The sequence below is a fragment of the Nesterenkonia sp. F genome (assembly GCF_000220985.1).
Classification (GTDB): Bacteria; Actinomycetota; Actinomycetes; order Actinomycetales; family Micrococcaceae; genus Nesterenkonia.
Genome location: NZ_AFRW01000091.1, coordinates 1 through 25,808, shown reverse-complemented (window position 1 = coordinate 25,808; position 25,808 = coordinate 1). Strand labels below are relative to the sequence as shown.

Below are 25,808 nucleotides of genomic sequence, written 5' to 3'. Positions count from 1 at the left end.
GACGGGTCGTGTCGGCGGCCCCGCGGGAACGGTGCGCGGAGACGCCTGGTGCAACAGGTGTCTTCAGTGTAACGAGACACGGCCCTGACGGCATGAGCGAGATGGATATTCTTCGCGACGGTGGTGACTATGACACGCGCCAGTCGCGCGATCCGCGCGCGTCGGACGGCGCATGCCCGCCTCGACTTCAGGAGTCGAAGCGATCATGTACCTTCTGCAACGACCTGCGGATTCCCTGGTCGTTGGCGGCATGGGACCCCGTCATGCCGAGCAGGCGGCGCAGCGGCGCGGGCTGGCCGCGGAAATCGTAGCTCTCTGTGATCCGTGTTACGCCCTGCGACACGGGCTCGAGCTCCCAGCGCCACCGGTGTCCGCCGGGGTGACGCCACTCCACCAGCCGGTCCGTGACGGCGGCGGTGGTGACCATGGTCAGCGCGTAGCGGATGCCCTTCATCCGCATGTCCACGCGGAACCGATCGCCCTCGATCAGCTGACGGGGGCCGATCGCGGTGGAGCGCACCGTGCCCGAGCCGTCCAGCTCGTGGTGGCGGTGCGGGCAGGCGATGACCGCGTAGAGCTCCGAGGCCGACGTGTTCACGGTGATGGACCAGGCGATGATGTGCTCGCCGCGGTCGAGGCGCTGCGGGGACCGACTCATGGACGTCAGTCTAGGCCTCGGCGCTCGTCCGTGTCCCCGCCGGCCGCTCAATGCCGGCGACTCGGCGCTGTCAGGATCGCTTGGCAGAATGGGAGCTCCGAGCGCGCGGCGAGGAAGGGAGGCGCGATGTCCCAGGAGGATGCCGGACGCGGAGTCCGCGGCTGGATGCGGCGGGTCGGACTGCTGCCCGGCGGCTTCGACGGCGACGTCGCCCATGAGCCGCTGCCGGACCCCTCCGACCGGCTGCCCAGCCACGGGTCGGCCCGCCGGCTGGCCGCCGTCGCCGCGGCCGAGGAGGCCGCCCATCCGACGACCACCACGGTCCGTCAGCAGGAGTCGCAGGCGCGGCTGCAGGTGCTCATCGAGTCTCGGGCGGTGCTCAGCGCGATCCTCGGCGGCGTGCTGGGCGTGGTCTCCGGGCTCGTGGTCTTCCCCGGGAGGCACCCCGAGCTCGCCGGCGAGCAGTCCATCCAGTTCTACGCCTCGATCGTCGGCGGCGCGGCCGCCGGCGCGGCCTTCCTGCTGGGCTATTCGCTCAACGCGCGGATGGCGAATCTGTGGCTGGGCCAGCGCCCCAAGGTCCGTCAGCTCCTCGACACCGTCGCGCTGCTCGTCGTGCACTCCTCCATCGCGGTGATGGGTGCGCTGGGCATCTTCCGGGTGTTCCAGGAGGCCTTCGTCGGCCTGCGCGTGGACTACCTGGCCGGTTCGGCGCTGCTGGGCGTCGTCGGCGTCGTCGCCGCATACTTCAGCTTCAACTCCGGCGCGCGGCTCACCGCCTTCTCGGTCTCCTCGCTGCTGGGCATCTTCATGGCCTCCGGGGTGCTGGTCTCGATGCTCTACGCCGAGAACCCCTACTGGTGGCAGGTGATGTTCTCCGAGCTGGGCACCGGCCAGGCCGGGATGACCTCGTTCTGGACCTTCAACACCACGCTGGTGGTCTCCGGGGTCATCATCACCACGCTGACCGCCTTCATCACCCGCGACCTGCGCATCTGGGCCGAGCGGACCCGTTCCCGGCACCAGGAGCGGCTGCGTCGCCGCGAGGAGATCGACCGGGCGCTGCGCGGCCGCGTGGGGGCCTCCGAGCGGCTGCGGATCGCCGTCAGCCGCCATGTGCACACTCCGCGGATCGGGGCGGTGCGCATCGCGATGATCGGGATGGGCATCTCGCTGGCCGGCGTCGGGCTGGTGCCGATCAACTTCCACGATCAGCTGCACTCGACCTTCACCAGCGGCTTCGGCTTCTTCTTCATCGGTCTGCTGGTCGGCCTGCCGTACTGGCTGCCCGGATTCCCGCGGGCGACGTACCTGATGAGCTGGCTGGCCGCCGGCGGGCTGATCTTCGCGATCACGCTCTGGAAGCCGATCGGCTACTACAACCTCACCTCGCTGGAGCTCATCGCCGCCGGCGTGCTGTTCTTCTGGCTGATCGTGTTCATCCGCACCGTCGCCGCGGTCGCCGAGATCCCCGGCGCACCGGGAGTGCCGGCGCTGTTCGGCGGGTCGGCGGCCTCGCCGGCCGGGCGGGGCTGACTCGGCGCCGGGAGCCGGATCAGCCGCGGTGCAGCGGCCACTGCGCGCCGATGAGGTGGCAGCCGACGACGGCGGCGAGCGTGGCGGCGACGACGGCGAGGTCCAGCCCGGTCACGCGCAGCGAGGCCAGGCGGATCGCACGTGCCCGCGGGTCGATCGTCGCCGCGGTGAACCCGCGAGCCTCCAGGGCCTCCACCGTCGTGCGCACCGACTTCGCGGTGTTGAGGAAGATCGGGTAGAAGGCCCGCACCACCAGCGTCGCCCAGTGCACCAGATGCCGCCACCCCAGCACCCCGCCGCGGGAGGGCGCGGGCTCGCGCAGCCGGGCGCTCTCCAGCACGGTGGAGAACTCCTCGACGAGGATCGGCATCATCCGGTATCCGTAGCTGACGGCGAAGGCCGCCGTCGCCGGCATGCGCAGCGCCAGCAGCGCGTCGGAGAGCTTCTCGGGATCCAGCGAGACGAAGGCGGCCAGACTGGCCAGCGAGACGACGCCGAGCTTGAGGGTGACCTCGGTCAGCGCCAGGACGGTGTCGAGGTCGCCGTCGAAGAACAGCGCGGCCACCGCCAGGTAGACCATCTCGGAGATGAGCCCGATGACGAAGAGTCCCAGCACCAGCGGACCGACGCGGGCCAGCACGACGAAGACCGCGGCGAGGACGAACAGCGCGCCGAGCGTGGTCAGGTTGTGGGTGAACCACGGCGCCAGGGCGAGCAGGGCGTACCAGCCCAGGACCACGCGCGGGTCCATACGGGCGACGAGTCCGCCGCGGGTGGCGTAGGCGGTGCGGATCAGCTCCAGCTTGATCCACTCCACCGAGAGCACATCGTGGGTGGTGCGGGTCAGCGCCATGCGGGGGCCTCCTCGGTGCGGTCGGCGGTCGGCTCGGTGCGGTCGGCGCAGGCGTCCAGCAGCTCCGCGACGCTCAACGGCGGCGGCTCCATGCCCAGCGCCAGCCCCAGCTCGACGACCTGCGGCGGCACCAGTCGGGCCCGCCGCATGATCTCGGGGCTGGCGAAGAGCTCCGCCGGGGCCATGTCGGCCAGCACGCGTCCGTGCTCCAGGGCGATCACCCGGGTGGCCCATTCGGCGACCAGGTGCATGTCGTGGGTGGCGACGACCGAGCAGGCGATGTCGTCGGAGAGCTCGTCGAGCATGGTGATCACGTCGTCGCGGCTGGCGACGTCCAGCGAGGCGGTGGGTTCGTCGAGCAGCAGCAGGCTCGGGCGCATGGCCAGCCCGATCCCCAGGGTCGCGCGGCGCTGCTGTCCTCCGGAGAGCGTGCGGCCGTCGCGGTCGGAGAGCTGCTCCAGCCGCACACGCCGCAGGATGCGATCGACCAGCTGCTCGGCGTCGTCGACGCCGCGGCCGCGCGGGAAGAGCGCGACGTCGGCGCGCACGGAGTCCTTCAGGAACATCCGTTCCGGCCGCTGGTCCAGATAGCAGGCCTGGTCGGCCAGCCGACGGGCGCTCCGCGAGCGGGTGCTGATCCCCTCCAGCAGGATCTCGCCGGCGCGTGGGACGGCGATGCCGGCCAGCAGCTTCATCAATGTGGTCTTGCCCGCTCCGTTGCCGCCGATCAGCGCGACGCGGTCGCCGGCATGCAGCTGCAGGTCGAGATCGTCGAGCACCGGCCGCAGCTCCCCGCGCACGCCGCGGTGGGCGTGGCGGATCCCCTCGGCGACGACGACGGAGCGCTCGCCGGTCGCGGGACGATCCCGCGGCGCCGTCGCCGTCGTCGCCGTCGTCGTCGCCGGGTCGGGGTACGGGGCCCGGCGGTGCTCGCTCAGCATCGCGGCGGCGTCGGCGACCGACTGTGGAACCTGCGGCAGCCCCAGCCGGGCGGCGGCGTCGACGATCTGCGGCGCCGGGATGCCGTGGCGGCTCAGCTCGTCCGCCCGGGCCAGGGCCTGGTCGGTCGGCAGGTGCCAGACCGGGGATCCGTCGCTCATCAGCAGCACCGATCGGGCGTGGGCGGCGATGAACTCGGCGTGGTGCTCGATGGTGATGACCGTCAGTCCGTGATCGCGGTTCAATGCCGTGAGTCGGCGATAGACCTCCTCGGCCGCCGCCGGGTCGAGCTCGGCGACCGGCTCGTCGACGACGATGACCTCCGGGCGCAGCGCGAGCACGGAGGCCAGGGCCACCAGATGGGACTGGCCGCCGGAGAGCTGCCAGACGAACTTCTCGGCCAGGTGCTCGATGCCGACCATCTCCAGCGCCTCGGCGGTGCGCTCGGCGTGGTCCGGGCGACCGAAGTTCACCGGCCCGAAGGAGACCTCGTCGCGCACGGTGGGACGGACCAGCTGGTTCTGGAAGTCCTGATAGACGTAGCCGACGGTCTGCGAGAGCTCCGCCACCGAGGAGGTGAAGGTGTCCTGTCCGTCCACGGTCACCCGGCCGGCGAACTCTCCGGACCAGTAGTGCGGCACCAGGCCGTTGAAGGTCTTGCACAGCGTGGTCTTGCCGGAGCCGTTGCCGCCGACGACGGCGACGAAGTCGCCGCGCTCGATCCGCAGGTCCACGTTGCGCAGCGTGTCGGTCGGGGCGCCGGGGTAGCGGAAGCTCAGCGCCTCGGCCGCGATGATCGGCGCGCTCATGCCGCGTCCTCGTCCCGGAGGGTCGAGGTGGCCGCGGCACGACGCCGGTGCACGGCGAAGAGGACCGCGGCGATCGTCAGCAGCACCGCGGCGGCGCCGGCGCTGATCCACAGGAAGGAGGCGTCGAGCTCGGCATCGAGGGCGCCCGGCGACATGTCGACCTCCTCGAGGAACGCGAAGAAGAAGGAGCCGGCTCCGGCCAGCACGGCGACCACCACGAACCAGGTCGCTCGCGGCGCCGAGCCGGGGACGGGGCGGCCGGGCTCGCGCGGCTGCAGACCGAGCAGCGGCTCGAGGCGCCCGTGCAGCTGCGGCACCAGCCACAGGGCGGGGACGACGCCGAAGAGCACCCCGGACATCAGCAGGTCGACGACGAATCCGATGCCCTCCAGCAGCAGGATCGACTCGGGCAGTCCGGCGACCAGCTCGGCCTCCTCGACGCCGACCCAGACCTTGGCGAGGTCGACCGCCGCGGAGAGGAGCTTGTCGATGCCGACCACCAGCAGCGCGCCGAGGACGAGCTGGACCCTGCTGCGCGGGTTCCGGATCAGCGAGCCGGCGATGAACACCGCCAGGAACATCTGGATGAAGCCCTCGACCTCGGCGAGTCCGGAGAAGTCGCCCATCAGCAGGTCGGTGAACACGATCTCGCCCAGCGGGGCGCCGAGGGCCACCCAGAAGGGTGAGAGCAGCGCGGCCAGCGTCAGCGGGATGAAGACGAAGTAGCTGACCGAGATCTCGACCGGGCCGAGACTGACGTCCGGAATGACCTCCAGCAGGATGTTGGAGAGGCCGAACAGGCTCATGGAGAGCACGAAGATCATCAGGTTCTGCGACGTCGAGGACGTCGGACCGGCGGTGCCGCGCAGCGTGCCGCGGCGGGCGTCGTACGTGGTGGTCATGGGATTCTCCTCCGGAGATGCGCGGGGACGGGCGGTGCGGTGCGGGACGGACAGCATGTGGGGCGGGCGGTCGTGCGGCGGACGAGGTCCTGTGGGGCGGCGCCCCGGCAGGCCTCAGGCGGCGCGGGCCGGCGTCCCGAGGAGGGCGATCAGCTCGTCGGCCTCGGCGACCACGTCGGTGGCCAGTCCTTCGGCGAGGGCGGCGTCGAGGGCCGCGTCCTCGGTGGAGCCGCCGCGGACCAGGACTCTGCGGCCGATGCCGCAGGCCCGGGCGGCGACGGCGTCGTTCTGCGGCTTGTCGCCGTAGAAGATGCTGCGCGACGGATCGGCGTCGGCGAGCTGGAGCGCCTCGCGGACCATGGCGGAATCCGGCTTCCTCCACCCGGCCTCGTCGGAGCAGACGCTGGCCGCGATCAGATGGTCGATCCCGTGGGCGGCGCAGGCGGAGCGCACGGATCGGCCGCTGACGGTGTTGGAGACGACCACGACCGGTCGACCGGCCTGGAAGCACTCCTCCAGCAGGGCCCGCACGCCCCGGCGCAGCAGTCGTCGCGACTTGGCCGCGCCCCAGCGGGCCATCAGGTCCGTGGCCTCGGCGGCGAGGAGGGCGCGGCGGCGCGCCGACAGTTCGGCGCCGAACCAGGCGTGCCAGAAGGTCCGCGGGGAGATCTCCTGGAGGGGGTCCCGTCGTTTGGCGGACTTGTGCTCGGCTCGGGCGGCGGTGAGCCGCTCCAGGACCCCGGCGCGGCCGAGCGGAGGCTCAGGTGCCCGGTGGTCGAGCAGTCGGGTCAGGTGGCCCAGCATCTGCTCCAGCGCCTCGGGATCCGGGGCGGAGGTGGAGATCACCCCGCCGTGGTCGATGAGCAGGGCCCCGCGGGACGGCGTGGCCGCACTGTCGACCTCGTCGACGGCGTCGCCGTCGCCGCCGCCCGTGGAGTTCGACGCGGGAGGGCCCGCAGTCGTCGGGGCGGCGTCGAGGGTCTCGCGCAGCGCAGTCGCGAGCTCGGCCGGGGTCTCCAGCACCGCGTCGGCCTGATCGGCGACGGCGAAGGGCGGGTGGTCGGTGTGATGGCTGCGGGTGAGCACGACGACGCCGGCGCCGGCGCGTCGACCGGCGACGACGTCGCGATCCTGTGTGTCGCCGACGTACCAGCAGCGTTCCGGTGCGGTGCCCAGCGCCTCGGCGGCGAGCTCGATCAGCCCCGGGTGGGGCTTCCGCAGGCCGATCTCGTCGGAGTAGCACTGCACGGCGATCCGGTCGGCGAGCCCGAGCTGGTCGAGCAGCATCCGGTGGCTGCGGCCGGAGTGGGCGTTGGACACGACCCCGACGGGCAGGCCTCGGGAATCGGCGAGATCGAGCAGCTCCTCGACGCCCGGTCGCAGGTCATGGGCGGAGAGGGTGCAGGTGACCTCGGCCAGCACCTCGTCGGCTTCGACGGTGAGCAGCGTGCGCGCCGGCGTCGGCAGATCGGCGGCCAGGAAATCGGCGACGACCTCGCGGGGGCTCATCTCCTGCGGCGCAGGGCGTCGGCTCTGGGCGTGCTTCCAGTGCTTCAGTGCGGTCAGCGCCGCGTCCAACGAGCGGCGGATCTCCCGCGCGTCGGCGGGGAGCAGCGCCCGGCGGAGCCGCTCGGTGAGCAGTCCGGCCAGTCGGTCCCGACCGTCGGGGTGCTTGCGGGTCTCGACGATGACGCCGCCGAAGTCCAGCAGCAGCGCTTCCGGAACGTTCCGGAGGAGGGGTTCGATGGTCATGTCGTCGACAGTAGGCCGATCACGTGGCATCCGGGACAACCGCAGGTGACGACGACTGGAACGTTCCGGAACGTCGGCGACGATCCCTCCGCCGCCCGCGCCGCAGTGGTAGAACGGAGGGTGATGCCTCCGGAGTCAGCCCGCCCCACGATCATCGACGTCGCCCGCGCCGCAGGGGTCTCGAAGTCTCAGGTCTCGGCCGCCCTGCGCGGCGACTCCGGCGTCAGCGGCGAAAGCCGCGACCGCGTCCTCGCGGCCGCGGAGCGGCTGGGCTATCGGAAGAACGGCTGGGCCCAGCGGCTGGTCAGCGGGCGCAGTCAGCTGATCGGCGTGCTGCTCACCGACCTGCGCAATGCGTACCACACCGACATCGTCAACGGGATCGAGGACGCCGCCGCCGAGGCCGGCCTGGGCGTGCTGCTGCGCCACGGCCGACGGGACCGGGCGCTGCTGCATCGGCACCTCGACGAGCTGGTGGACCTCGGCGTCGACGGCGTCATCGCCGTCACCTCGCACCTGCCGCCGGAGGACCTCGCCGCGGCGTCCGCGCGGGCGCCGATGGTCGTGGTCGGCCGTCCGGTCGGCGTCCCCGACGGCGTCGGGCAGGTGCGCAACGACGACGCGGCCGGCGCCCGGCTGGCGACGGCGCATCTGCAGTCGCTGGGGCACCGGCGGATCGCGATGCTCCGCGGTTCGGATCGGCCGGCCGCCTCGGCGCGCCGCGACGCCTGGCGGGAGGAGATGGCGGCCGCCGGCGTCGTCGCCCAGGAGTTCGACGCCCGCGACCGCGGCGTCGAGCGGCTGCTGGCGGCCGTCGGCGCCGGGGAGGGGCCGACGGCGGTCTTCGCCTCCAACGACCGGATCGCAGCCGGTCTGCTCGGCGAGGCGCTGGACCGGGGGCTGGCGGCGCCGGAGGATCTCGCCGTCGTCGGATATGACAACACCGAGCTCGCCGGTCTGCTGCGTCCCGGGCTGACCAGCGTCGATCAGCCGCGCGGGGCGATGGGGCGAGCGGCGATGGCCCAGCTGGGCGAGCTGCTGGCCGGACGCGGCGTCCAGACCGAGGTGGCCGCGCCGTCGCTGGTGGTGCGCGCCTCGACGGTCGCGGGGCGGTGAACCGGCCCGGAGCGGAGCGTCGGGAACGGGAGGCACCTCTGCCCGGGCAGACTGGGGGCATGCCGACGGATGAGCAGTCCGGCGACGACGTCGCCTCCGCCTACGACGCCCGCGCCGCCGAGTACATCGCGCGGCTCGGCTCGCTGGAGCAGATGGCGGCCGAGGATCGCGCGCTGATCACCCGCTGGCGGGATGCGACCCGCGGGCCGATGCTCGACGTCGGCTGCGGACCCGGCCACTGGACGGCGCTGCTGGCCGAGGGCGGCCGCGAGGTGCTCGGCGTCGACGTCTCGGCGGAGATGATCGCCGCGGCGCGCTCGCAGTGGGAGGCGCCGGAGTTCCTGCAGAGCGACGCCGCCGCGCTGCCGGCTGCGACGGCCCGCTGAGCAACGATGTCCCGATCCGAGTCATATCTCGGCCCGTCACGCGCTGAGATATGACTCGGATCGGGACGTCGTTCGCCGTGTCCGTCCGGCGCCGACTGCGGCCCCGTCGTCCTCGGCGCCGAGGCCGACTAGAGTCGGGGCATGACCCAGCGCAGCGTCGCCGTCGTCGGCTCCGGCCCCAACGGGCTCACCGCGGCCTGCGTGCTCGCGCGCGCCGGGTGGGAGGTCACCGTCCACGAGGCCGCCGCGGTGCCGGGCGGAGCGATGCGCTCGCAGCGGCTGCTGAGCGACGACGTCGTCAGCGACCTCGGCGCCAGCGTCCACCCGATCGGCGCGGCCTCGCCGGCCTTCGCCGCCCTGGACCTGGCCTCCCACGGCCTCGAATGGGTCCATGCGCCGATCCCCGCCGCGCATGCGCTCGACGACGAACCTCCCGCTCTGCTGCACGATTCGCTGCAGCAGACCGCCGCCGCCCTCGGCGAGGACGCCGGCATCTGGCGGCTGCTGATGGGCGGGCCCGCGCGGCGCTGGGACTCCATCGCCGACTCGGCCTTCGGTCCGCCGTTCTCCACGCTGGACGAGATCTGCGACCAGCTGCGCAGCAACGACCCGCACGGCACCGCCCGGCTGGCGGCGATGGCCTCGCTGGGCGCCCGCGGCGCCTGGCCGGCGTCGGCGGTGCTGCGGCTCTTCGGCACCGAGCGGGCGAAGGCGCTCTTCGCCGGGCTCGCCGCCCACTCGACGGCCCCCTTCCATCAGCCGCTGACCGGGGCGTTCGGGGTGCTCTTCGGCGCGGCGGCGCACAGCACCGGCTGGCCGGTCGCCCGCGGCGGCTCCCAGGCGATCGTCGACGCGCTGCTCGCCGAGCTCGCCGGACACGGCGGCCGCGTGGAGACCGACATGCGCGTCACCGGCGTCAGCGAGGTCAGCGTCGGTTCGCTGCCCGGTGCCCCGACAGTGCCGACGACGGCGCCGGCCGGGCCCCGGCCGCGTCGGGTTGAAGGCGTCGACTCAGCCGGACGCGAGCGCAGCGGTCGGCCCGTCGACGTCGTGCTGCTGGACCTCGACACCCGGCAGCTGCTGGACCTGGAGGGGCTGGCGCTGCCGACAGCGCGCCGTCGTGCGCTGCGCCGCTGGACGCACGGGCCCGGGATCGTGAAGATCGATCTGCTGCTCGACGGCGAGATCCCCTGGAGGCATCCGGAGCTGGGCCGCGCTTCGACCGTCCATCTGGGCGGCTCGGGCGCACAGATCGCCGGCTCCGAGGCCGCCGCCTCCCGCGGCGTGCTGGCCAGCAGGCCCTATGTGCTGCTGGCCCAGCCGAGCGCGGCCGATGCGACGCGCGCCCCGGCCGGTCAGTCGGTGGCCTGGGCGTACGCCCATGTGCCGCACGGGCTCTCCGGGCGCGGCGTCGAGCGGGCGGCCGCGGCGATCCGCGCGGAGATCGAGTCCCAGGCCCCGGGCTTCGGGGCTCGGGTGCTGGCCGAGCAGGTCTGGTCCCCGCAGGATCTGCAGTCCATGGACGCGAACCTGGTCGGCGGCTCGATCAGCGGGGGAGTGCCGACGCTGCCGCAGTTCCTGGCCCGGCCGACGGCCGGCGCGCCGTACACCACCGGTGTGGACGGTGTGTATCTCTGCTCGTCCTCGACGCCTCCCGGCGGCGGCGCCCACGGGATGAACGGCTGGCACGCCGCGCACGCGGCGCTGCAGCGGCACGGCTGAGAGGCGTTCGGCCGGGGTCAGACGCCCCGGTTCAGCCGCCGAAGGCCAGCAGCCCGGCGACCACCAGCATCGTGACCCCGACGCCGATGTCGATGATCTGCCAGGTGCGCGGCCGATTCAAGACCGGAGCCAGGGCCCGGCCGCCGTAGGCCAGCAGCAGGAACCAGGAGAGCGAGCCCAGCACCGCCCCGGCGGAGAAGATCCACTTCTCGGAGCCGAAGCTGGTGGCCATCGACCCGATGACCACCATGGTGTCGACCCAGGCGTGCGGGTTGAGCAGGCTGACCATCAGGCCGGCGGCGACCACCGAGAGGACCGGAGAGAGGGAACGCGCCGGGGCCTTCCCGGATTCGTCGGAGGACGGCGAGGTCAGTCGCACCGTCCGGGTCTGTGTCGTGGTGGTGCCCGGCGTCGCGTCCGGATCGGCGGATCCGGCGACGACGGCGGGCTCGCGGTCCGTGCCGCGCTCGCCGTCGGTCCGGGACCGGCCGGCCTCCGACGCGCCCGCCTCCGGTTCCTCGACAGTCAGTCCCTGGTCGGCGGTGCGGGCGGAGGCGAAGGAGCGCACGGCGAACCACACCAGGTAGGTCACGCCGAGCCAGCGGACGATCTCCATCAGCCACGGCGTGTGGTCCAGGACGGTGCCCACACCGAGGGTGCCCAGTCCGATGAGGATCAGGTCGCCGATGAGGCAGACGAGCACCGCCGTGCCCACGCGGTCGCGGCGCAGGCCCTGGCGCAGCAGCCAGGCACTCTGCGCGCCGATCGCCATGATCAGGGCCAGGCAGGTGAAGAATCCGGTCAGCAGGGTCGTCATGGACTCCATCCTCCTCAGCCGAGTGCATCCGCACCAGCGCATGATTCTTCACTGTCCGAAGCATCGCTTCAGATAGGATGACGGCGAGCCGCTCCGGTGACGAGCCCCCGGGGCGGACCGCGCGATCGAGGGGGGCGAGCATGAACACCGACCATCTGCGAGCCTTCGTCACCGCCGTCGACGAGGGCACCTTCGAGGCCGCCTCAGCGCTGCTGGGGATCTCCGGCTCGGCGTTCTCCCAGCGGGTCAAGGCCCTGGAGAAGGAGGTCGGGCAGGTGCTGCTCACCCGCACAGTGCCGGTGCGTCCCACCGAGGCCGGAGCCGCACTGCTGCGCACCGCGCGTCAGATGACGCTGCTGGAGGACGAGGCCCGACGCAGTCTGGGCTTCCGCGACGCCGGCGACGAGGTCATCACGCTGTCGGCGGCGGTCAACGCCGACTCGCTCTACACCTGGTTCCAGCGGGTGCTGCAGGAGGCGGCGACCTGGGACGACGTCGAGCTGCACCTGCACGCCGAGGATCAGGAGCACACCCATGAGCTGCTGCGCGGGGGCACCGTCTCCGCGGCGGTGACCGAGACGCCGACCCCGGTCTCCGGCTGTCGGGCGACGGTGCTGGGGACCATGCGCTACTGGCCGGTGGCCAGCGCGGAGCTGCTGGATCGGCACCGCGGCGGCGACGGCGTCGTCGACTGGGCGCGCGTGCCGCAGGTGGACTACAGCATCCGCGACTCGCTGCAGCGCAGCGGACTGCGGCGTCTCGGCGTCTCCCCGCGGGTGACGCATCTGATCCCCTCGGTGGAGGCCTACAACGCCGCCGTCGCCCACGGGCTGGGCTGGGGGATGATCCCCGAGGGGATGATGCCGGCCGGCGTGATGGAGGGCGAGCATCCGGATCTGGTGCTCGTCGAGGAGATCGGACCGACCGAGGCGCATCTGCACTGGCAGCGCTGGACCACCGGCACTCCGGCGCTGGACCGACTCACCGAGACGGTGCGGCGCGCCGCGGCGCGCATGGCCTGAGGTGCGGCGGGTTCGACGGTCGCGGGCCTGTCGCGGGCCTGTCGTGGAGCTCCTGGTGTCCCCGAGTTCTCGCAGGATCCCCGTGCTCTATCACGATGATCCTGCGAAACCTCAGGGACGATGGATCGACGGCGGCGCGCCGAGGGGCAGATCCTCCGCCGGCGCGCCGCCGTCGTCGCGGGGCGGCGCCGGATCAGCGCCGCGTCATGGTGCGCTCAGCCGCGGGCCGGCGAGCCCGCCGGAGCCGAGGCACGACGACCGCCCTGGTCGCCCTGACCGCGTCCGCCGCGACGTCCGCGGGACGATCCCCGTCCTGCGCCCTGGCCGGCCGGCGTGCCGGAGTTCTGCCCGGAGCTCCGGGCGCCGCGGGACTGGCCCGAGCCCTGTCCCTGACCCGAGCTCTGGCCGGAGCCGCGCTCCGATCCACGGCCACGGCCCTTCCCGGAGGACCCGCGCGAGCCGCCCCGCGAGCCGCCGGAGCCGTTCCGCGAGCCCTTCTGTCCGCCGTTCTGCCCGCCCTTCGGCGCGCCGCCGGAGGCGCCGCGGGGCGCGGGCTCCACGTGCGCGGCCTGCTCGCCCACCAGTTCGGCGACGGCGGTCGAGTCTGGGGTGACGGAGACGGGCTTCGCGTCGATCGCGGCCTTGCGCAGCAGCTGCTCGGTGTCGCGGCGCTGCTCGGGCAGCATCACCGTGACGACGTCGCCGGCGCTGCCGGCGCGGGCGGTGCGGCCCGAGCGGTGCAGGTACGCCTTGTGCTCGGCCGGCGGGTCCACGTGGACGACCAGCTCGATCGCGTCGACGTGCACACCGCGGGCGGCGACGTCGGTGGCCACCAGCACCTGCACGTCGCCCTGGCCGAAGGCGGCCAGGCTGCGGTCGCGCTGGTTCTGCGAGAGGTTGCCGTGCAGATCCACTGCAGGGATGCCCTGGGTGGTCAGCTGCTTGGCCAGGCGCTTGGCCTGGTGCTTGGTGCGGGTGAACAGCAGTCGCTTGCCGCGGCCGGAGGCCAGCGCCTGGACCAGCGGCTTCTTGTCGTCGGCGGAGACCTCGAAGACGTGGTGGGTCATCGCCGAGACGTGCGAGGTCGGGTCGTCGACCGAGTGCAGCACCTCGTCGTGGAGGAACCGGCGGACGAGCTTGTCGACCTCCTTGTCCAGCGTGGCGGAGAAGAACAGCCGCTGACCGGTGTCCGGAGTCTGCGCCAGGATCCGCGTGACGCCCGGCAGGAAGCCGAGGTCGGCCATGTGGTCGGCCTCGTCGAGGACGGTGACCTCGACGTCGCCCAGGCTCAGTTCGCCCTGGCCGAGCAGGTCCTCCAGACGGCCGGGGCAGGCGACGACGACGTCGACGCCGCGGGCCAGCGCATCGGTCTGCCGCTTCTGGTTCACCCCGCCGTAGATGGTGGTGGTGCGCATGCCGTAGGCCTCGGCCAGCGGGGCCAGGGCCTCGGCGATCTGGGTGGCCAGCTCGCGGGTGGGGGCGAGCACCAGGCCGCGGGGACGGCGCGGGGCCGCGGGGCCGGCGCCGGAGGCGGCCAGGCGGGCGGCCAGCGGGATGGAGAAGGCCAGCGTCTTGCCGGAGCCGGTCTTGCCGCGGCCGAGGACGTCCCGGCCGTCGAGCGTGTCCGGCAGGGTGTCCTGCTGGATGGGGAAGGCGGAGGTCTTGCCGGCCGCGTCCAGGACCTGCACCAGCGGTGCGGGCACGCCCAGGGCGGCGAAGGTGGTGGTCTGCGAAGTCGTGATGAGGGACCTTTCGAAGGGCCGGCGCGCGGCTCGCCGTCTCAGGGCGGCGCGCGGATCCGGCACGGTGGCGGGAGCACGGTGTGGTGCTCTCTTCTCGCCGAGTGAGAAGCTTCCGAGCCCGGGCCGGCGGAATGCCGGCGGCGTCGGGCGGGGCGTCCAGTCGACGCAGGGGACCCGGGGCGGGTCCGCAGGTTCGACCAGTCTACCTGCTCGAGGCGAATCCGCCGGCATCGGTGTCCGCGGAGGGCCTCGGCGAGCAGGACCGATCATCGGAGCACGGGCGCCGCCCTCGAATTTCAAATTTCAAGGAATGGCGGCCGGGACGCGGCTGTTGAGGCGGTCATGAGCATCAGCACAGAGCGCCACCACGACCAGTTCGAACTGGGCCTGCACACCTTCGGCGACGTCACCGCCTCCGCCGACGGCTCGCGGACCCTGACCCAGCCGGAGGTCCTGCGCAACGTCCTCGCCGAGGCGCGCATGGCCGACGAGACCGGCGTCGACGTCCTCGGCGTCGGAGAGCACCATCGCCCCGACTATGCGATCTCCTCGCCCGACGTCGTCCTCTCCGCCGTCGGCGCGGCCACCGAGCGGCTCAAGCTCATCTCCGCGGTCACGGTGCTCTCCTCCGACGACCCGGTCCGGGTCTACCAGCGCTTCGCGACCATCGACGGGCTCACCGGCGGGCGCGCCGAAGTCTCGCTCGGCCGCGGCTCCTTCATCGAGTCCTACGGTCTCTTCGGCTACGAGCTCTCCGACTACGAGCGGCTCTTCGAGGAGAAGCTCGATCTCTTCGCCCGACTGCGCTCCGAGGGGCCGGTGTCCTGGGAGGGGACGATGCGCCCGGCGCTGAAAGATCAGCAGATCTACCCGAAGACCGCCCATGAGCACGGGCTGCCCGCCTGGGTCGCCGTCGGCGGCACTCCGGCCTCGGCGGTCCGCGCCGCCCGGCACGGACTCGGTCTGGAGCTGGCGGTCATCGGGGGCGCCCCGCAGCGCTTCCGCCCGCTGGTCGAGCTCTACCACCGCGCGCTCGGCGAGTTCGGCTTCGCGGACGATCGTCGAGTGGCGATGCACTCCCACGGCTTCGTCGCCGACACCGACGACGAGGCTCGCGAGATCTTCTACCCGTCCTGGGCCGACACCATGGCCCAGCTCGGCCGGGAGCGCGGCTGGGGCGGCGGCCGGCCGGGCCGTGACCAGTTCGCCGAGGAGGTCGAGCACGGCTCGCTCTACGTCGGCTCGCCGGAGACGGTCGCGCGCAAGATCGTGCGCTCGCAGAAGCTCCTGGGCATCTCGCGCTTCGGCCTGAAGTACGGCAACGGTTCGCTCGCCCACGAGCACATGCTGCGCGCCGTCGAGCTCTACGGCTCGAAGGTCAGGCCGCTGGTGCTGGACATGCTCTCCGAGTCCTGAGCGGTCGGCGGCGCCTCGAGGGGCGGTCCGGGCACTGCCGGGCCGAGGTCCGACGTCGCGCCGTCCGGTGCGCTCTCCGGCGGGGCTGGCTAGGATGGTGGCGTCGTCAGCACCGTCGTCCGGCGTGATCCTCGCGATCGGCCCGGGAGGGAGGAACGTGTCCGTGGAGCATGAGCAGCCGGAGTCGAACGGCTCGTCGTCCCGGGAGGACGTCGGACGGTCCGGGGAGGAGCGCGCCGAGGAGGCGGTGGAGGAGAGCTCGCTGCGCGGCGGGCGGGTCACCATCATCTCCGACCCGGGACGCACGTCCTACCTGGTCCGGCGCCTGCTGCGGCGCGGACCGCAGCAGTGGGGCGAGGAGCACGAGATCACCCATCGGCAGAAGCGGCTGCCGCTGCGCTCCGACGGGACCCTCGACGTCGACGTCGCCCAGGAGTGGGCGCGCGAGGAGAGCGCGTCGATGACGGTGGTCATCACCGAGATCCCGCGGATCGGCGCCAGCGGGCCGAAGTCGGCGGAGCTGCACTTCTCGGAGCGGCTGGCGGTCATCTCCCTGCCGGTGCAGGGGCCGGTGCGCGTGCTGCACGGGCTGCGGCACGAGCTCGACCGCGCCCTGGTCACGCTGCGCCGGCACTCTCTCGACCCCGTGGAGCACCTGCGCGTCGGCTGGCGACTGGAGCAGGACGGCGAGCGGGACTCCGCCTACATCACCCCGCGCTTCACCTGGCCGGCCCGCGTCTGGATGACGCTGGGCATCGCGGTGAGCAACGAGCCGCTGCTCTCGCTGCCGAAGCTCTCCGGAGTCTTCGCCGCGGCCAGCGCCACCGGGGCCTTCGGCGTCTTCTACGGCTCGATCTGGGGGATCGCCGAGGCGCTGCCCAGCTGGCGGCTGGCGGTCATCACGGTGCTGGCGGTCCTCGGTCTCGTGCTGTGGCTGATGCTGCGCAACCGCCTCTGGGACGGTCCCGGTTCGGCCGGCGGCCGCCGGCTGGCGGCGATGTACTCCGTGGCCACGGTGCTCAGCCTGCTGGTCAGCGTCGCTGTGCTCTACCTGCTGCTCTTCGCCGGGATCCTGACGATCTCGCTGCTGCTGATCGATCCGACGTATATGGCACAGACTCAGGAAGGGCTGGACGGCACGCTGATGAACTACGTCGACATCGCCTGGCTGGCGGCCTCGATGGGCACCGTCGCCGGGGCGGTCGGGTCGAACTTCGACCCGGAGACCGATCTGGAGAACCTCACCCAGGGCAGCCGCGAGCAGCTCCGCTACCCGCGCGACGCCGAGCAGCGCTGACGACGGCCGTGCGGCCGGAGCGGTGCCGGGCCGTCAGGCGATGAGGCGCAGCAGGCCGACGCCCAGCAGGGCGAAGCCGGTGCCCCAGAGGATCACCGAGACCAGCATCCAGGCCATCACCGCACGCCGGTTCGCGCCGAAGGAGACCATCAGCGGCGCGGTGATCTGGCTCGGCAGCGCCAGCGGCCCCAGGATGCTCACTCCGGGGACGCCGAAGCGGTCGAAGATCTTCTGCACCCGTTCACGCTTCGGCGAGTCGGTCGTCGTGCGGTCGGGGTCGCGGCGGTGCAGGATCGCGGTGCGCACCCAGTGGGCCAGATACACGACGACGATCAGCGAGAGCATGTTGCCCACTGTCGCCGTCGCCACCGCGACCGCCGGATGCAGGCCGACGATCACGCCGATGGGCGCACCGAAGTAGGACTCCACGAAGGGGATCGCGGAGATGAGGACGATGCCCAGCCACTGCAGGGCGTCGGGCAGCGAATCGGCCCAGCGCTGCAGCTGGCCGATCCAGTGGTCCTCGGGCAGGCTGGCGGACTGGGCGGCCAGCAGGGCGTCGGCGGAGAGCAGCTCGATCATGGGGTCCATCCTGACCGAGCACTGAGTCGGCGCCATCAGCCCGAAGGCTGATTCCGCGCCGACGTGACCGGCTTGGTCGTCAGTCCTCCTCCGCCCAGCGGCGGTAGAGCGCGGGTCGGCGGTCGTTCAGGTACCAGGGGCCGTCCGGGTCCTGCTGAGGGGTGATGCGCCCGCGGGCGGGGCCGACCTCGGCGACCAGCAGCTCCGGCTCGCTTCCGGCGCGGGCCGGCGTGATCTCTCCGGCGCGCATCGCCGGTTCGGGACCTGCCTCGAGGCGCGGCGCCGGGGCGCCGTCGGGGCCGGCGATGACGCTCTCGCCGTCGAAGACCAGCCCCTCCTCGGCTCCGCAGTGATTGGCGTAGGCGACGGTGATCCCGTTCTCGACGGCCCGCGCCGGCACCAGCGTGCGCGCCACGGTCGGGCAGCCCGCCAGCGCGGTCGGGACCAGCACGACGTCGGCCCCGCGGACGGCCAGATCGCGCACCGTCTCGGGGAACTCGACTTCATAGCAGATCAGCAGTCCCAGGGTCAGACCGCCGAGCTTGACCAGGGGCGGCCGCGCCTGACCGGGGCTGAAGGCCTCCTGCTCGGCGGGGCCGAAGAGGTGGGTCTTCGTGTGGACGGCACGGACCGCTCCCGCGTCGTCGACCAGCGTCGCGGTGATCCCGCGGCGCGGGTCGGCGTGCGAGGGGAGGCTGTGCACCAGGGCGACGCCGTGGCGCCGGGCGATCGCCGCCAGGCGCGCGGCGGCGTCGTCGATCACGGCGTCGGCGAGCTCGGTGCGGATCCGCGCCGGGGCGTAGCCGACCGGGAAGAGCTCCGGGGTGAGCAGCAGCTCGGCGCCGCGGGCGGCGGCGTCGGCCGCGGCGGCGTCGACGACGGCCAGGTCGTGGTCGACGTCGAGCGGGACGGCGGCGGCCTGCAGCAGAGCGATGCGCATCCTGCCAGTCTGGCGCGCCGGCGGTCGGACGGCAACGACGACTGCGGAGAGCAGGTCCGGCGGATCGAGATGGACACGAATGTGACTCTTGACACGGTGACGCCTCTCGTTGATAGTTGATCGCACCTGTTCATTTCTGTGTGAATCGTCGGGCGAGGGGCCCTGACCAGGCGGGAGGACTGTCGATGACGTGTACGGCGACCGGCTCGCCGCGACGGGGACGCGCATGAAGGCCCGACCGCGCCCGCCGCTGACCCGACGCGGGCTGCTCCGCGGCGGGCTGGGTCTGGGGGTCGGCGCCGGTGCGGCCGCGCTGGCCGGCTGCTCGGTGCCGGGGACCTCCTCGGTGAACGCCGAGCCGACGATCCCGGCCGCCGACTCGGGAGAGACTGTCACGCTGACCTGCTGGGCCTGGCTGAAGGAGCTGCAGGCCGTCGCCGACCTCTGGAACGCGGAGAACCCCCGGGTCCAGGTCGAGATCTCCTGGATCCCCGGCGGCAACGACGGCGGCTACCAGAAGCTGTACAGCGCGCTCGCCGCCGGTTCGGGGCCGGACCTGGCGCAGGTGGAGATGCGCAGCGTTCCCGAGTTCATGCTGGTCGACGGGGTGGTCGATCTCAGTCGCTACGGCATCGACGAGTATGCCGACCGCTTCGACCCCACGCTCTGGGGCCAGGTCAGCTTCGCCGGCGGGGTCTACGGCGTCCCCCAGGACTCCGGGCCCACGGCGCTCTACCACCGCCCCGACCTCCTCGACGACGTCGGTGCCGCTCCACCGGAGACCTGGCAGGAATGGGCCGAGATCGGCGCGGAGGTTCGCGACGCCGGACGATTCATGGGCACCTTCCCCCTGGCCGACACGTCCGTCTTCGCCGCCCATGCCATGCAGGCCGGCGCCGTCTGGCTGAACGCCGAGGACGACGGCTGGGTCATCGACATGGCCGGCGAGTCCACTCTGGACGTCGCCCGGTTCTTCGACGCCGCCATCGACGACGAGATCGTCTCCACCCAGCTGCAGCCCTTCTCGCCCGGCTGGTTCGCCGCCGCCGCGGAGGGCCGGATCGCCACGCTGATGAGCGCCTCCTGGGGCGACGCTCTGCTGGAGGGCGTCAGCGGCGCCGAGGGGAAGTGGCGGGTGGCCCCGCTGCCTCAGTGGCCCGACGGCTACGGATCGGCCCAGCTGGGCGGATCCACCACGGCGGTGCTGGCCAACAGCACGCACCCCCGGGAGGCCATGGAGTTCGCGGTGTGGCTGAACTCCAGCGCCGCCGGCATCGACGGGCTCATCGAACACAGCGGGATCGGCTGGTCGGCGAACCCCGACCACATCGGCGCGCCCCGGCAGGGTGGCAGCGAGTTCTTCGGCGGGCAGGCCTACAACACCGAGGTCTTCGCCCCCGCCGCCGAGCAGCAGAACCCGGACTGGCAGTGGTGGCCGACCACCCAGCAGACGTTCAACGTGCTCGCCGACGCGTTCCGCGCCAAGGCCGGCGGCACGTCCCTGGTCGACGCCGTCGTCCGGGCGGAGGCGGACACCATGGAGGTCTTCCGCGAGAAGGGGCTGACGATCCGGAGGGCCGAGCGATGAGCACGACACCGAACTCCGTGCAGCACCCTGCGCGAGACGGCGCACGACGCTCCGTGCGACGTCGCCGGCCCGCGGCCACCGCCGTCGCCCCCTGGCTGCTGCTGACCCCGTTCCTGCTGGTGTTCCTGATCTCCTTCGTGCTGCCGATCCTCATGGCGATCGGGCAGAGCTTCACCCGCGTCGAACGCCGGGGGCTCTTCGGCGAGGAGGGGGTGACCAGCACCTTCGCCTGGTTCGAGAACTACCGGCTGGCGCTGGAGGACGGCAGCTTCCTCGCCTCCATCGGGCGGATGCTGCTCTTCGGCGTCGTCCAGGTCCCGGTGATGATCGCCCTGGCCACGGTCCTCGCGCTTCTCCTCGAATCTGCCGCGGCCCGCTGGCCGGCGTTCTTCCGCGCGGCCTACTTCATGCCCTACGGCATCCCCGGGGTGCTGGCGACCATCCTCTGGTCCTTCCTCTACGTGCCCGGACTGAGCCCGATCATCGACGTCGTCCACTCGCTGACCGGCGTGGAGGTCGACTTCCTGAGCTCGAGGACGGTGCTGTGGTCCATCGCGAACATCGTCACCTGGACCTACACCGGCTACAACATGCTGATCATCATCGCCCAGCTCAAGGCCATCCCCTCCGAGCTCTACGAGGCCGCCCGCGTCGACGGCGCCGGTCCGGCGCGCATCGCGCTCACCATCCAGCTGCCGCTGATCCGCCCGGCGCTGATGCTGACCACGGTCTTCTCGATCATCGGCACGCTGCAGCTCTTCGCCGAGCCGCAGCTGCTGGCCCAGGTGGCCCCGGCCATCGACTCGCAGTACACGCCGAACCTCTCGGCCTACACGACGGCCTTCGCCTACAACGACTACACCGTCGCCGCCGCGCAGGCGGTGCTGATCGCGGTGGTCGCCTTCGTGCTGTCGTTCAGCTTCCTCCGCCTGACGAACAGGAGGTCATGATGAGCGCAGCCGCCGATGCCGTTCAGGGCGACCGGCCCGACGTAGACGCCGGCACCGACGCCGGCACCGCCTCGCCCGGAGCCGGCGCGGCCACGAGGCGCCGTCGGGGCCGGACCATCCTGGTCACCGGGGTGCTCGTCGTCGTCGCGCTCTACTTCCTCGTCCCGGTCTACTGGGTGGTCGTCGCCGCCTCGAAGACCACCGACGACCTCTTCGGCACCCACGGGTTCCTCTTTGCGGAGAACTTCGCGCTCTTCGACAACGTAGCCCAGGTGATCACCCACGACTCCGGGATCTTCCTGCGCTGGCTGGCCAACTCGGTGCTCTACGCCGGCGTCGGCGCGCTGATCGCGACCTACCTGGCCGCCGCGGCCGGCTATGCGCTGTCCACCTACGTCTTCCGCGGGCGCAACCTGGTCTTCGGGCTGGTCCTCGGCGGCGTGCTGGTGCCCGGGACTGCGACGGCGCTGCCGCTGTTCCTGCTGTTCAGCCAGCTGGGTCTGGTCAACACCTACTGGAGCGTGCTGATCCCTTCGCTGGTCTCGCCCTTCGGGCTGTTCCTCTGTCGGATCTACGCCGACGCGACGGTGGACCGGTCCCTGGTGGAGGCCGCCCGGCTCGACGGCGTCGGCGAGATCCGGATCTTCCACGTACTGGGGCTGCGGATCATGGTCCCGGCGCTGGTCACCGTCTTCCTCTTCCAACTGGTCAGCATCTGGAACAACTACTTCCTGCCGCTGGTGATGCTCACCGAGGACCAGCTCTTCCCCATCACTCTGGGGCTGAACACCTGGCGCAGCCAGACCGACCGGCTGCCCGAGTTCTACGAACTGACCACCGGCGGGGTGCTGCTCTCGGTCATCCCGCTGGCCATCGCGATGATCGTGCTGCAGCGCTTCTGGCGCGGCGGCCTGACGGAAGGTGCTGTGAAGTGACCCTGAGCCATACCTCCTTCGAGCCGGCCGACGGCGCGCTGGTCGCCCCGCGCTCCTGGCTGGTCGAGCAGACCGACGCCGCGCGTCTGGACCTCTCCGGGACGTGGCGCTTCCGGTTCTCGCCGGCGGTGCCCGGCGCGCCGGGCGACCCCGGGGTGCTGGGCGAGGAGGAGCCTGAGGCCTTCGCCGCCGTCGACTACGACGACGCCGGCTGGGACGAGCTGCCGGTGCCCAGCCACTGGGTGCTGCACGGCCCCGACGGTCTCCGCGGACCGGCCGGCGCCGCCGACCCGAGCTGGGGGAGGCCGATCTACACCAACGTGCAGTACCCCTTCCCGATCGACCCGCCGCACGTGCCCGACGAGAATCCCACCGGTGACCATCGCCGCCGTGTGGAGGTCCCCGCCGCATGGCTGGACTCCGGCCGGGTGCTGCTGCGCTTCGACGGCGTCGAGTCCTTCCTGGCGGTCTGGGTCAACGGACGCCGCGTCGGCGCGGCGACCGGCTCGCGGCTGGCCCACGAGTTCGACGTCACCGACGCCGTCGTCGCCGGGGAGAACACGCTGGCGATGCGCGTGGTGCAGTACTCGGCGGCCAGCTACCTGGAGGACCAGGACCAGTGGTGGCTGCCCGGCATCTTCCGCGAGGTCACGCTGCTGCACCGGCCCGCCGGCGGGCTCGACGACGTCTGGCTGCACGCCGACTACGACCCGCGGGCCGGCGTGGGGATCCTGCACCCGGAGGTCGACGCCGCCGCCGAGGCCTTCCCGGTCCGGCTGCGGATCCCCGCCCTGGGCGTCGACCGCGCCTGGGAGACTGCGCAGGACGTCCGCGACGACGCGGCGGCCGGCATCGACGTCGGGCCGGTCACGCCCTGGTCGGCCGAGCAGCCGGTGCTCCATGAGGCGACGGTGAGCTCCTCGTCCGAGACGGTGAGTCTGCAGGTGGGCTTCCGCCGCGTGACGATCGACGGAGACGGGCTGCTGGTCAACGGCCGGCAGATCACCTTCTCCGGGATGAACCGGCACGAGACCCACCCCGACCGCGGGCGCGTCTTCGACGAGGCGCACGCCCGCGAGGACCTGGCGCGGATGAAGCGGCACAACGTCAACGCGATCCGCACCAGCCACTATCCGCCGCATCCGCGGCTGCTGGACCTCGCCGACGAACTCGGCCTCTGGGTGATCCTCGAGGGCGACCTGGAGACCCACGGGTTCCACACCGCAGACTGGACGGGGAACCCCAGCGACGACGCCCGCTGGCGGGCGGCGTATCTGGACCGGATCCGTCGCGCCGTCGAACGGGACAAGAACCATCCCTCGATCGTGCTCTGGTCGCTGGGCAACGAGGCGGGGACCGGGCAGAACCTCGCGGCCTCGGCGGAGTGGGTCCGCCGCCGCGACCCGAGTCGCCCGGTGCACTACGAAGGGGACTACACCGGCGACTACACCGACGTGTACTCCCGGATGTACCCGCACCTCAGGGAGCTCGAGGCGATCGCCGATCCGCAGGATCTCACCCCGCTGCTGGGCTGCGACCTCGCCGCCGGAGCGCGGCAGCGGGCCAAGCCGTTCCTGATGTGCGAGTACGCCCACGCGATGGGCAACGGGCCGGGCGCGCTGGACCAGTATCGACAGCTGACCGACGCGCGCCGGAATCTGCACGGCGGGTTCATCTGGGAGTGGCGCGACCACGGGCTGCGCACGCTCTCCGCCGACGGCGTCGAGTACTTCGGCTACGGCGGCGACTTCGGCGAGGTCGTCCACGACGGCAACTTCGTCATGGACGGAATGGTCCTCTCCGACGACACTCCCACCCCTGGGCTGGCGGAGTTCGCCGCGGTCGAGCAGCCGCTGCTGCTGGAGCCGGGCCGGCATCCCGGAGAAGTCGAGATCACAAGCCGCCGATTCGTCGCCGACACGGCTGATCTGCTGATCCAGGCTGTCGTGGAGCTCGATGGGAACGCCCGGCTGAGCGTGACCTCGGACCTTGCCGATGATCGAGACGGGGAGCCGGTCCCTGCTGGCGGCACCGGGCGCCACCAGCTGTTCGAGCCCGGCGAATTGGCCGGGCTGCCGACTGAGGGCGGCGAGCAGCGTCTGACGGTGGAGGCGGTGCTGCGCGACGACGCCGCCTGGGCGCCGGCGGGCCACGTCGTCGCCCGCGGGCAGTGGGAGCTGCCGGTGCCGCCGGACGGGCCCCGGGCGACGACGGCGCCGCGTGCCGTCGCGCTCGCCGAGGCGCCGGCGGTCTTCGCCGGGCCGGAGCTGAGGACGCTGGCCGGCGTCGCCGTCGTCGGCCCCGCGGCTGAGCTCTGGCGCGCGCCGACGGACAACGACGAGGGCGACGCCACGCCCAACGACGGCTGGGGCGATCCGCGTGACGTCGCCGCCGCGCAGCAGCCGGCCGAGTCCTCGGCCGATCGCTGGCGGGCGGCCGGGCTCGATCGGCTGGTGCGCCGGGTGGTCTCGGTGGACGCCGACGACGAGCGCCGCACCGTTCGGCGGAGGGTCTCCGCGGCGCAGTCGCGCGCGGGTCTCGACGTCATCGAGACCTGGACCGCCGAGCGGGCCGGAGACGGCGTCGCCGAGGCGGTCTGCGAGGTGACCCTGGTGCCGGAGCGCGGCTGGGACGACGTCTGGCCGCGACTGGGGGTGCACCTGCAGCTGCCCGGCGACGTCGACGGGGCCGAGTGGTTCGGGCTCGGCCCGCACGACGCCTATCCGGACACGATGCGCTCGGTGCGCCTCGGGAGGTTCTCCGCGGGGATCGCGGAGCTGACCGTGGACTACGCGCGTCCGCAGGAGTCCGGCCACCGGGCCGGGCTGCGCGAGCTGGTGCTGCGCCGCGGCGGGGTGCGGTGGCTGCAGGTCCTCGCCGAGCCCGACGCCGCGGGCCGGCGACCGGGATTCACGCTGGCCCGGCACACCGCCGGTGAGATCGCCGCCGTCGACCACCCGCACGAGCTGTCGGCGTCGTCGGCGACGCATCTCTATCTGGACGCCGCCCAGCATGGACTGGGCTCACGGGCCTGCGGGCCGGATGTGTGGCCGGCGGCGATGCTCCGCCCCCAGGCGCGCACGCTGCGGCTTCGGTTCCGCGCGCTGTGAGCCCGGCGATGAGTCCGTGGAAGGTGTGGGAATGCTGCGTCTTTCCGACAGCTTCCACGGACTCATCGTGTGCGGTGGGGCGGCTGCGGCGCCGGGCCCGTGGACTCGCGCCAGATGACCTCGGCCAGCCGCCAATCGCCCTCCAGCGGCGACGGCGCCGGATCCGTCTCGCCGTCGGCGCCGCGGCGCCGAGAGGCGACGACGTCGAGCAGGTGGCGCATCAGCCGCCGGCCGAGCTCCGCGTGGTGGACTGCGACGGTGGTCATCGACGGCGTGGTCACCGCCGCGACGCGGGTGTCGTCCCAGCCGGTGATGCTGAGGTCCTCCGGGACGCTCCAGCCGCGACGGATCGCCCCGCTGACCGCCGCGGTGGCGAGGATGTCGTTGGCGGCGATGATCGCGGTGATCCCGCTGTCGGCGGGGAGGTCGAGGACGGCCCGGCGCGCGGCGGCGCCGTCCCAGCCGCAGTCGACCACGCCGGCGGACTCCAGGCCGAGCTCCTCGAGGGTCTGCAGGTACATGTCGCGGCGCCGCACGGCGCCGGCGTGCGCATAGTTGCCCGCCAGGTGCAGGAAGCGGCGGTGGCCCAGATCGGCCAGGCGGGAGATGATCTCGTACTCGGGGCCGGCCGAGGCCAGCGCCCCGATGCCGCGCATCGCCTCGTCGTAGAGCGGCATGGTCACCAGCGGGACCCGGGCGTCGTCCGGTTCGGGCAGGTCGCTCACCGAGGTCAGCG

General features: G+C 72.6%; 21 protein-coding genes. 11 read left to right on the top strand and 10 right to left on the bottom strand.

The window, feature by feature from the left end:
• Positions 1 to 187 precede the first annotated feature (187 nt).
• Complete coding sequence (locus tag GU5_RS0107680) at positions 188 to 658, bottom strand: polyketide cyclase (RefSeq protein ID WP_010525000.1); 471 nt, start codon at positions 656 to 658, stop codon at positions 188 to 190.
• A 126-nt stretch (positions 659 to 784) separates the two neighbouring features.
• Here GU5_RS0107680 and GU5_RS16340 point away from each other — a divergent pair, with 126 nt between their 5' ends.
• Positions 785 to 2,194: a hypothetical protein gene (locus GU5_RS16340; protein WP_010524999.1), complete on the top strand. Its 1,410-nt coding sequence runs from the start codon at positions 785 to 787 to the stop codon at positions 2,192 to 2,194.
• Between the two features lie 19 nt (positions 2,195 to 2,213).
• Here the strand turns inward: GU5_RS16340 and GU5_RS0107670 are convergent, their stop codons facing one another.
• From GU5_RS0107670 to GU5_RS0107655, 4 genes are all read right to left on the bottom strand, one after another.
• Complete coding sequence (locus tag GU5_RS0107670) at positions 2,214 to 3,047, bottom strand: energy-coupling factor transporter transmembrane protein EcfT (protein ID WP_010524998.1); 834 nt, start codon at positions 3,045 to 3,047, stop codon at positions 2,214 to 2,216.
• Positions 3,038 to 4,795 (bottom strand): ABC transporter ATP-binding protein, encoded by a 1,758-nt coding sequence (locus tag GU5_RS14640; protein ID WP_010524997.1) that lies wholly within the window; start codon positions 4,793 to 4,795, stop codon positions 3,038 to 3,040. Before GU5_RS14640 ends, GU5_RS0107670 begins: the two co-directional genes overlap by 10 nt.
• Positions 4,792 to 5,697, bottom strand: coding sequence for a hypothetical protein (locus GU5_RS14635; RefSeq protein WP_010524996.1), 906 nt, complete (start codon positions 5,695 to 5,697; stop codon positions 4,792 to 4,794). The genes GU5_RS14640 and GU5_RS14635 overlap by 4 nt, the downstream gene beginning before the upstream one ends.
• Positions 5,698 to 5,811: 114 nt before the next feature.
• Complete coding sequence (locus GU5_RS0107655) at positions 5,812 to 7,449, bottom strand: HAD family hydrolase (protein ID WP_010524995.1); 1,638 nt, start codon at positions 7,447 to 7,449, stop codon at positions 5,812 to 5,814.
• 45 nt (positions 7,450 to 7,494) lie between these two features.
• Here GU5_RS0107655 and GU5_RS0107650 point away from each other — a divergent pair, with 45 nt between their 5' ends.
• From GU5_RS0107650 to GU5_RS0107640, 3 genes are all read left to right on the top strand, one after another.
• On the top strand, positions 7,495 to 8,565 hold the full coding sequence (locus GU5_RS0107650) for a LacI family DNA-binding transcriptional regulator (protein WP_202797589.1): 1,071 nt from the start codon (positions 7,495 to 7,497) through the stop codon (positions 8,563 to 8,565).
• Between the two features lie 59 nt (positions 8,566 to 8,624).
• A complete protein-coding gene (locus tag GU5_RS14630; protein WP_010524993.1) occupies positions 8,625 to 8,951 on the top strand; it encodes a class I SAM-dependent methyltransferase in 327 nt (108 codons plus the stop codon).
• Between the two features lie 141 nt (positions 8,952 to 9,092).
• Complete coding sequence (locus GU5_RS0107640; protein ID WP_010524992.1) at positions 9,093 to 10,673, top strand: NAD(P)/FAD-dependent oxidoreductase; 1,581 nt, start codon at positions 9,093 to 9,095, stop codon at positions 10,671 to 10,673.
• Between the two features lie 31 nt (positions 10,674 to 10,704).
• Here the strand turns inward: GU5_RS0107640 and GU5_RS0107635 are convergent, their stop codons facing one another.
• Positions 10,705 to 11,490, bottom strand: a complete 786-nt coding sequence (locus tag GU5_RS0107635; protein ID WP_158217718.1) for a LysE/ArgO family amino acid transporter — start codon at positions 11,488 to 11,490, stop codon at positions 10,705 to 10,707.
• A gap of 140 nt (positions 11,491 to 11,630) precedes the next feature.
• Here GU5_RS0107635 and GU5_RS0107630 point away from each other — a divergent pair, with 140 nt between their 5' ends.
• Positions 11,631 to 12,512, top strand: coding sequence for an ArgP/LysG family DNA-binding transcriptional regulator (locus tag GU5_RS0107630; protein WP_010524990.1), 882 nt, complete (start codon positions 11,631 to 11,633; stop codon positions 12,510 to 12,512).
• 215 nt (positions 12,513 to 12,727) lie between these two features.
• Here GU5_RS0107630 and GU5_RS0107625 read toward each other — a convergent pair whose 3' ends face one another.
• Positions 12,728 to 14,215, bottom strand: a complete 1,488-nt coding sequence (locus tag GU5_RS0107625) for a DEAD/DEAH box helicase (protein ID WP_237704693.1) — start codon at positions 14,213 to 14,215, stop codon at positions 12,728 to 12,730.
• A 381-nt stretch (positions 14,216 to 14,596) separates the two neighbouring features.
• On the opposite strand from GU5_RS0107625, the gene GU5_RS0107620 reads away from it, so the two are divergent.
• Both GU5_RS0107620 and GU5_RS0107615 read left to right on the top strand, forming a co-directional pair.
• Complete coding sequence (locus tag GU5_RS0107620; RefSeq protein ID WP_010524988.1) at positions 14,597 to 15,670, top strand: Atu2307/SP_0267 family LLM class monooxygenase; 1,074 nt, start codon at positions 14,597 to 14,599, stop codon at positions 15,668 to 15,670.
• Between the two features lie 163 nt (positions 15,671 to 15,833).
• A complete protein-coding gene (locus GU5_RS0107615) occupies positions 15,834 to 16,967 on the top strand; it encodes a phage holin family protein (RefSeq protein WP_010524987.1) in 1,134 nt (377 codons plus the stop codon).
• Positions 16,968 to 17,000: 33 nt separating this feature from the next.
• On the opposite strand, the gene GU5_RS0107610 is transcribed toward GU5_RS0107615, so the two are convergent.
• Together GU5_RS0107610 and GU5_RS0107605 are read right to left on the bottom strand one after the other, a co-directional pair.
• The gene (locus GU5_RS0107610) at positions 17,001 to 17,549 is read right to left on the bottom strand and encodes a small multi-drug export protein (protein WP_010524986.1); all 549 of its coding nucleotides are present in this window, start codon (positions 17,547 to 17,549) and stop codon (positions 17,001 to 17,003) included.
• Positions 17,550 to 17,628: 79 nt separating this feature from the next.
• Positions 17,629 to 18,489, bottom strand: coding sequence for a nitrilase-related carbon-nitrogen hydrolase (locus GU5_RS0107605; protein ID WP_010524985.1), 861 nt, complete (start codon positions 18,487 to 18,489; stop codon positions 17,629 to 17,631).
• 226 nt (positions 18,490 to 18,715) lie between these two features.
• On the opposite strand from GU5_RS0107605, the gene GU5_RS0107600 reads away from it, so the two are divergent.
• Genes GU5_RS0107600 through GU5_RS0107585 form a run of 4 tightly spaced genes read left to right on the top strand, consistent with a single transcriptional unit; the run spans position 18,716 to position 25,072 of the window.
• Positions 18,716 to 20,077 carry an extracellular solute-binding protein gene (locus tag GU5_RS0107600; protein ID WP_033228002.1) on the top strand — a complete coding sequence of 454 codons (1,362 nt, stop codon included), beginning with the start codon at positions 18,716 to 18,718 and terminating at the stop codon, positions 20,075 to 20,077.
• Positions 20,074 to 21,027 carry a carbohydrate ABC transporter permease gene (locus GU5_RS0107595; RefSeq protein ID WP_010524983.1) on the top strand — a complete coding sequence of 318 codons (954 nt, stop codon included), beginning with the start codon at positions 20,074 to 20,076 and terminating at the stop codon, positions 21,025 to 21,027. Before GU5_RS0107600 ends, GU5_RS0107595 begins: the two co-directional genes overlap by 4 nt.
• Positions 21,027 to 21,962 carry an ABC transporter permease subunit gene (locus tag GU5_RS0107590; protein ID WP_010524982.1) on the top strand — a complete coding sequence of 312 codons (936 nt, stop codon included), beginning with the start codon at positions 21,027 to 21,029 and terminating at the stop codon, positions 21,960 to 21,962. The genes GU5_RS0107595 and GU5_RS0107590 overlap by 1 nt, the downstream gene beginning before the upstream one ends.
• Complete coding sequence (locus GU5_RS0107585; RefSeq protein WP_010524981.1) at positions 21,959 to 25,072, top strand: glycoside hydrolase family 2 TIM barrel-domain containing protein; 3,114 nt, start codon at positions 21,959 to 21,961, stop codon at positions 25,070 to 25,072. Before GU5_RS0107590 ends, GU5_RS0107585 begins: the two co-directional genes overlap by 4 nt.
• Positions 25,073 to 25,134: 62 nt before the next feature.
• On the opposite strand, the gene GU5_RS0107580 is transcribed toward GU5_RS0107585, so the two are convergent.
• On the bottom strand, positions 25,135 to 25,808 hold a 674-nt coding region (locus tag GU5_RS0107580; protein ID WP_029514116.1), incomplete at its 5' end, for a substrate-binding domain-containing protein.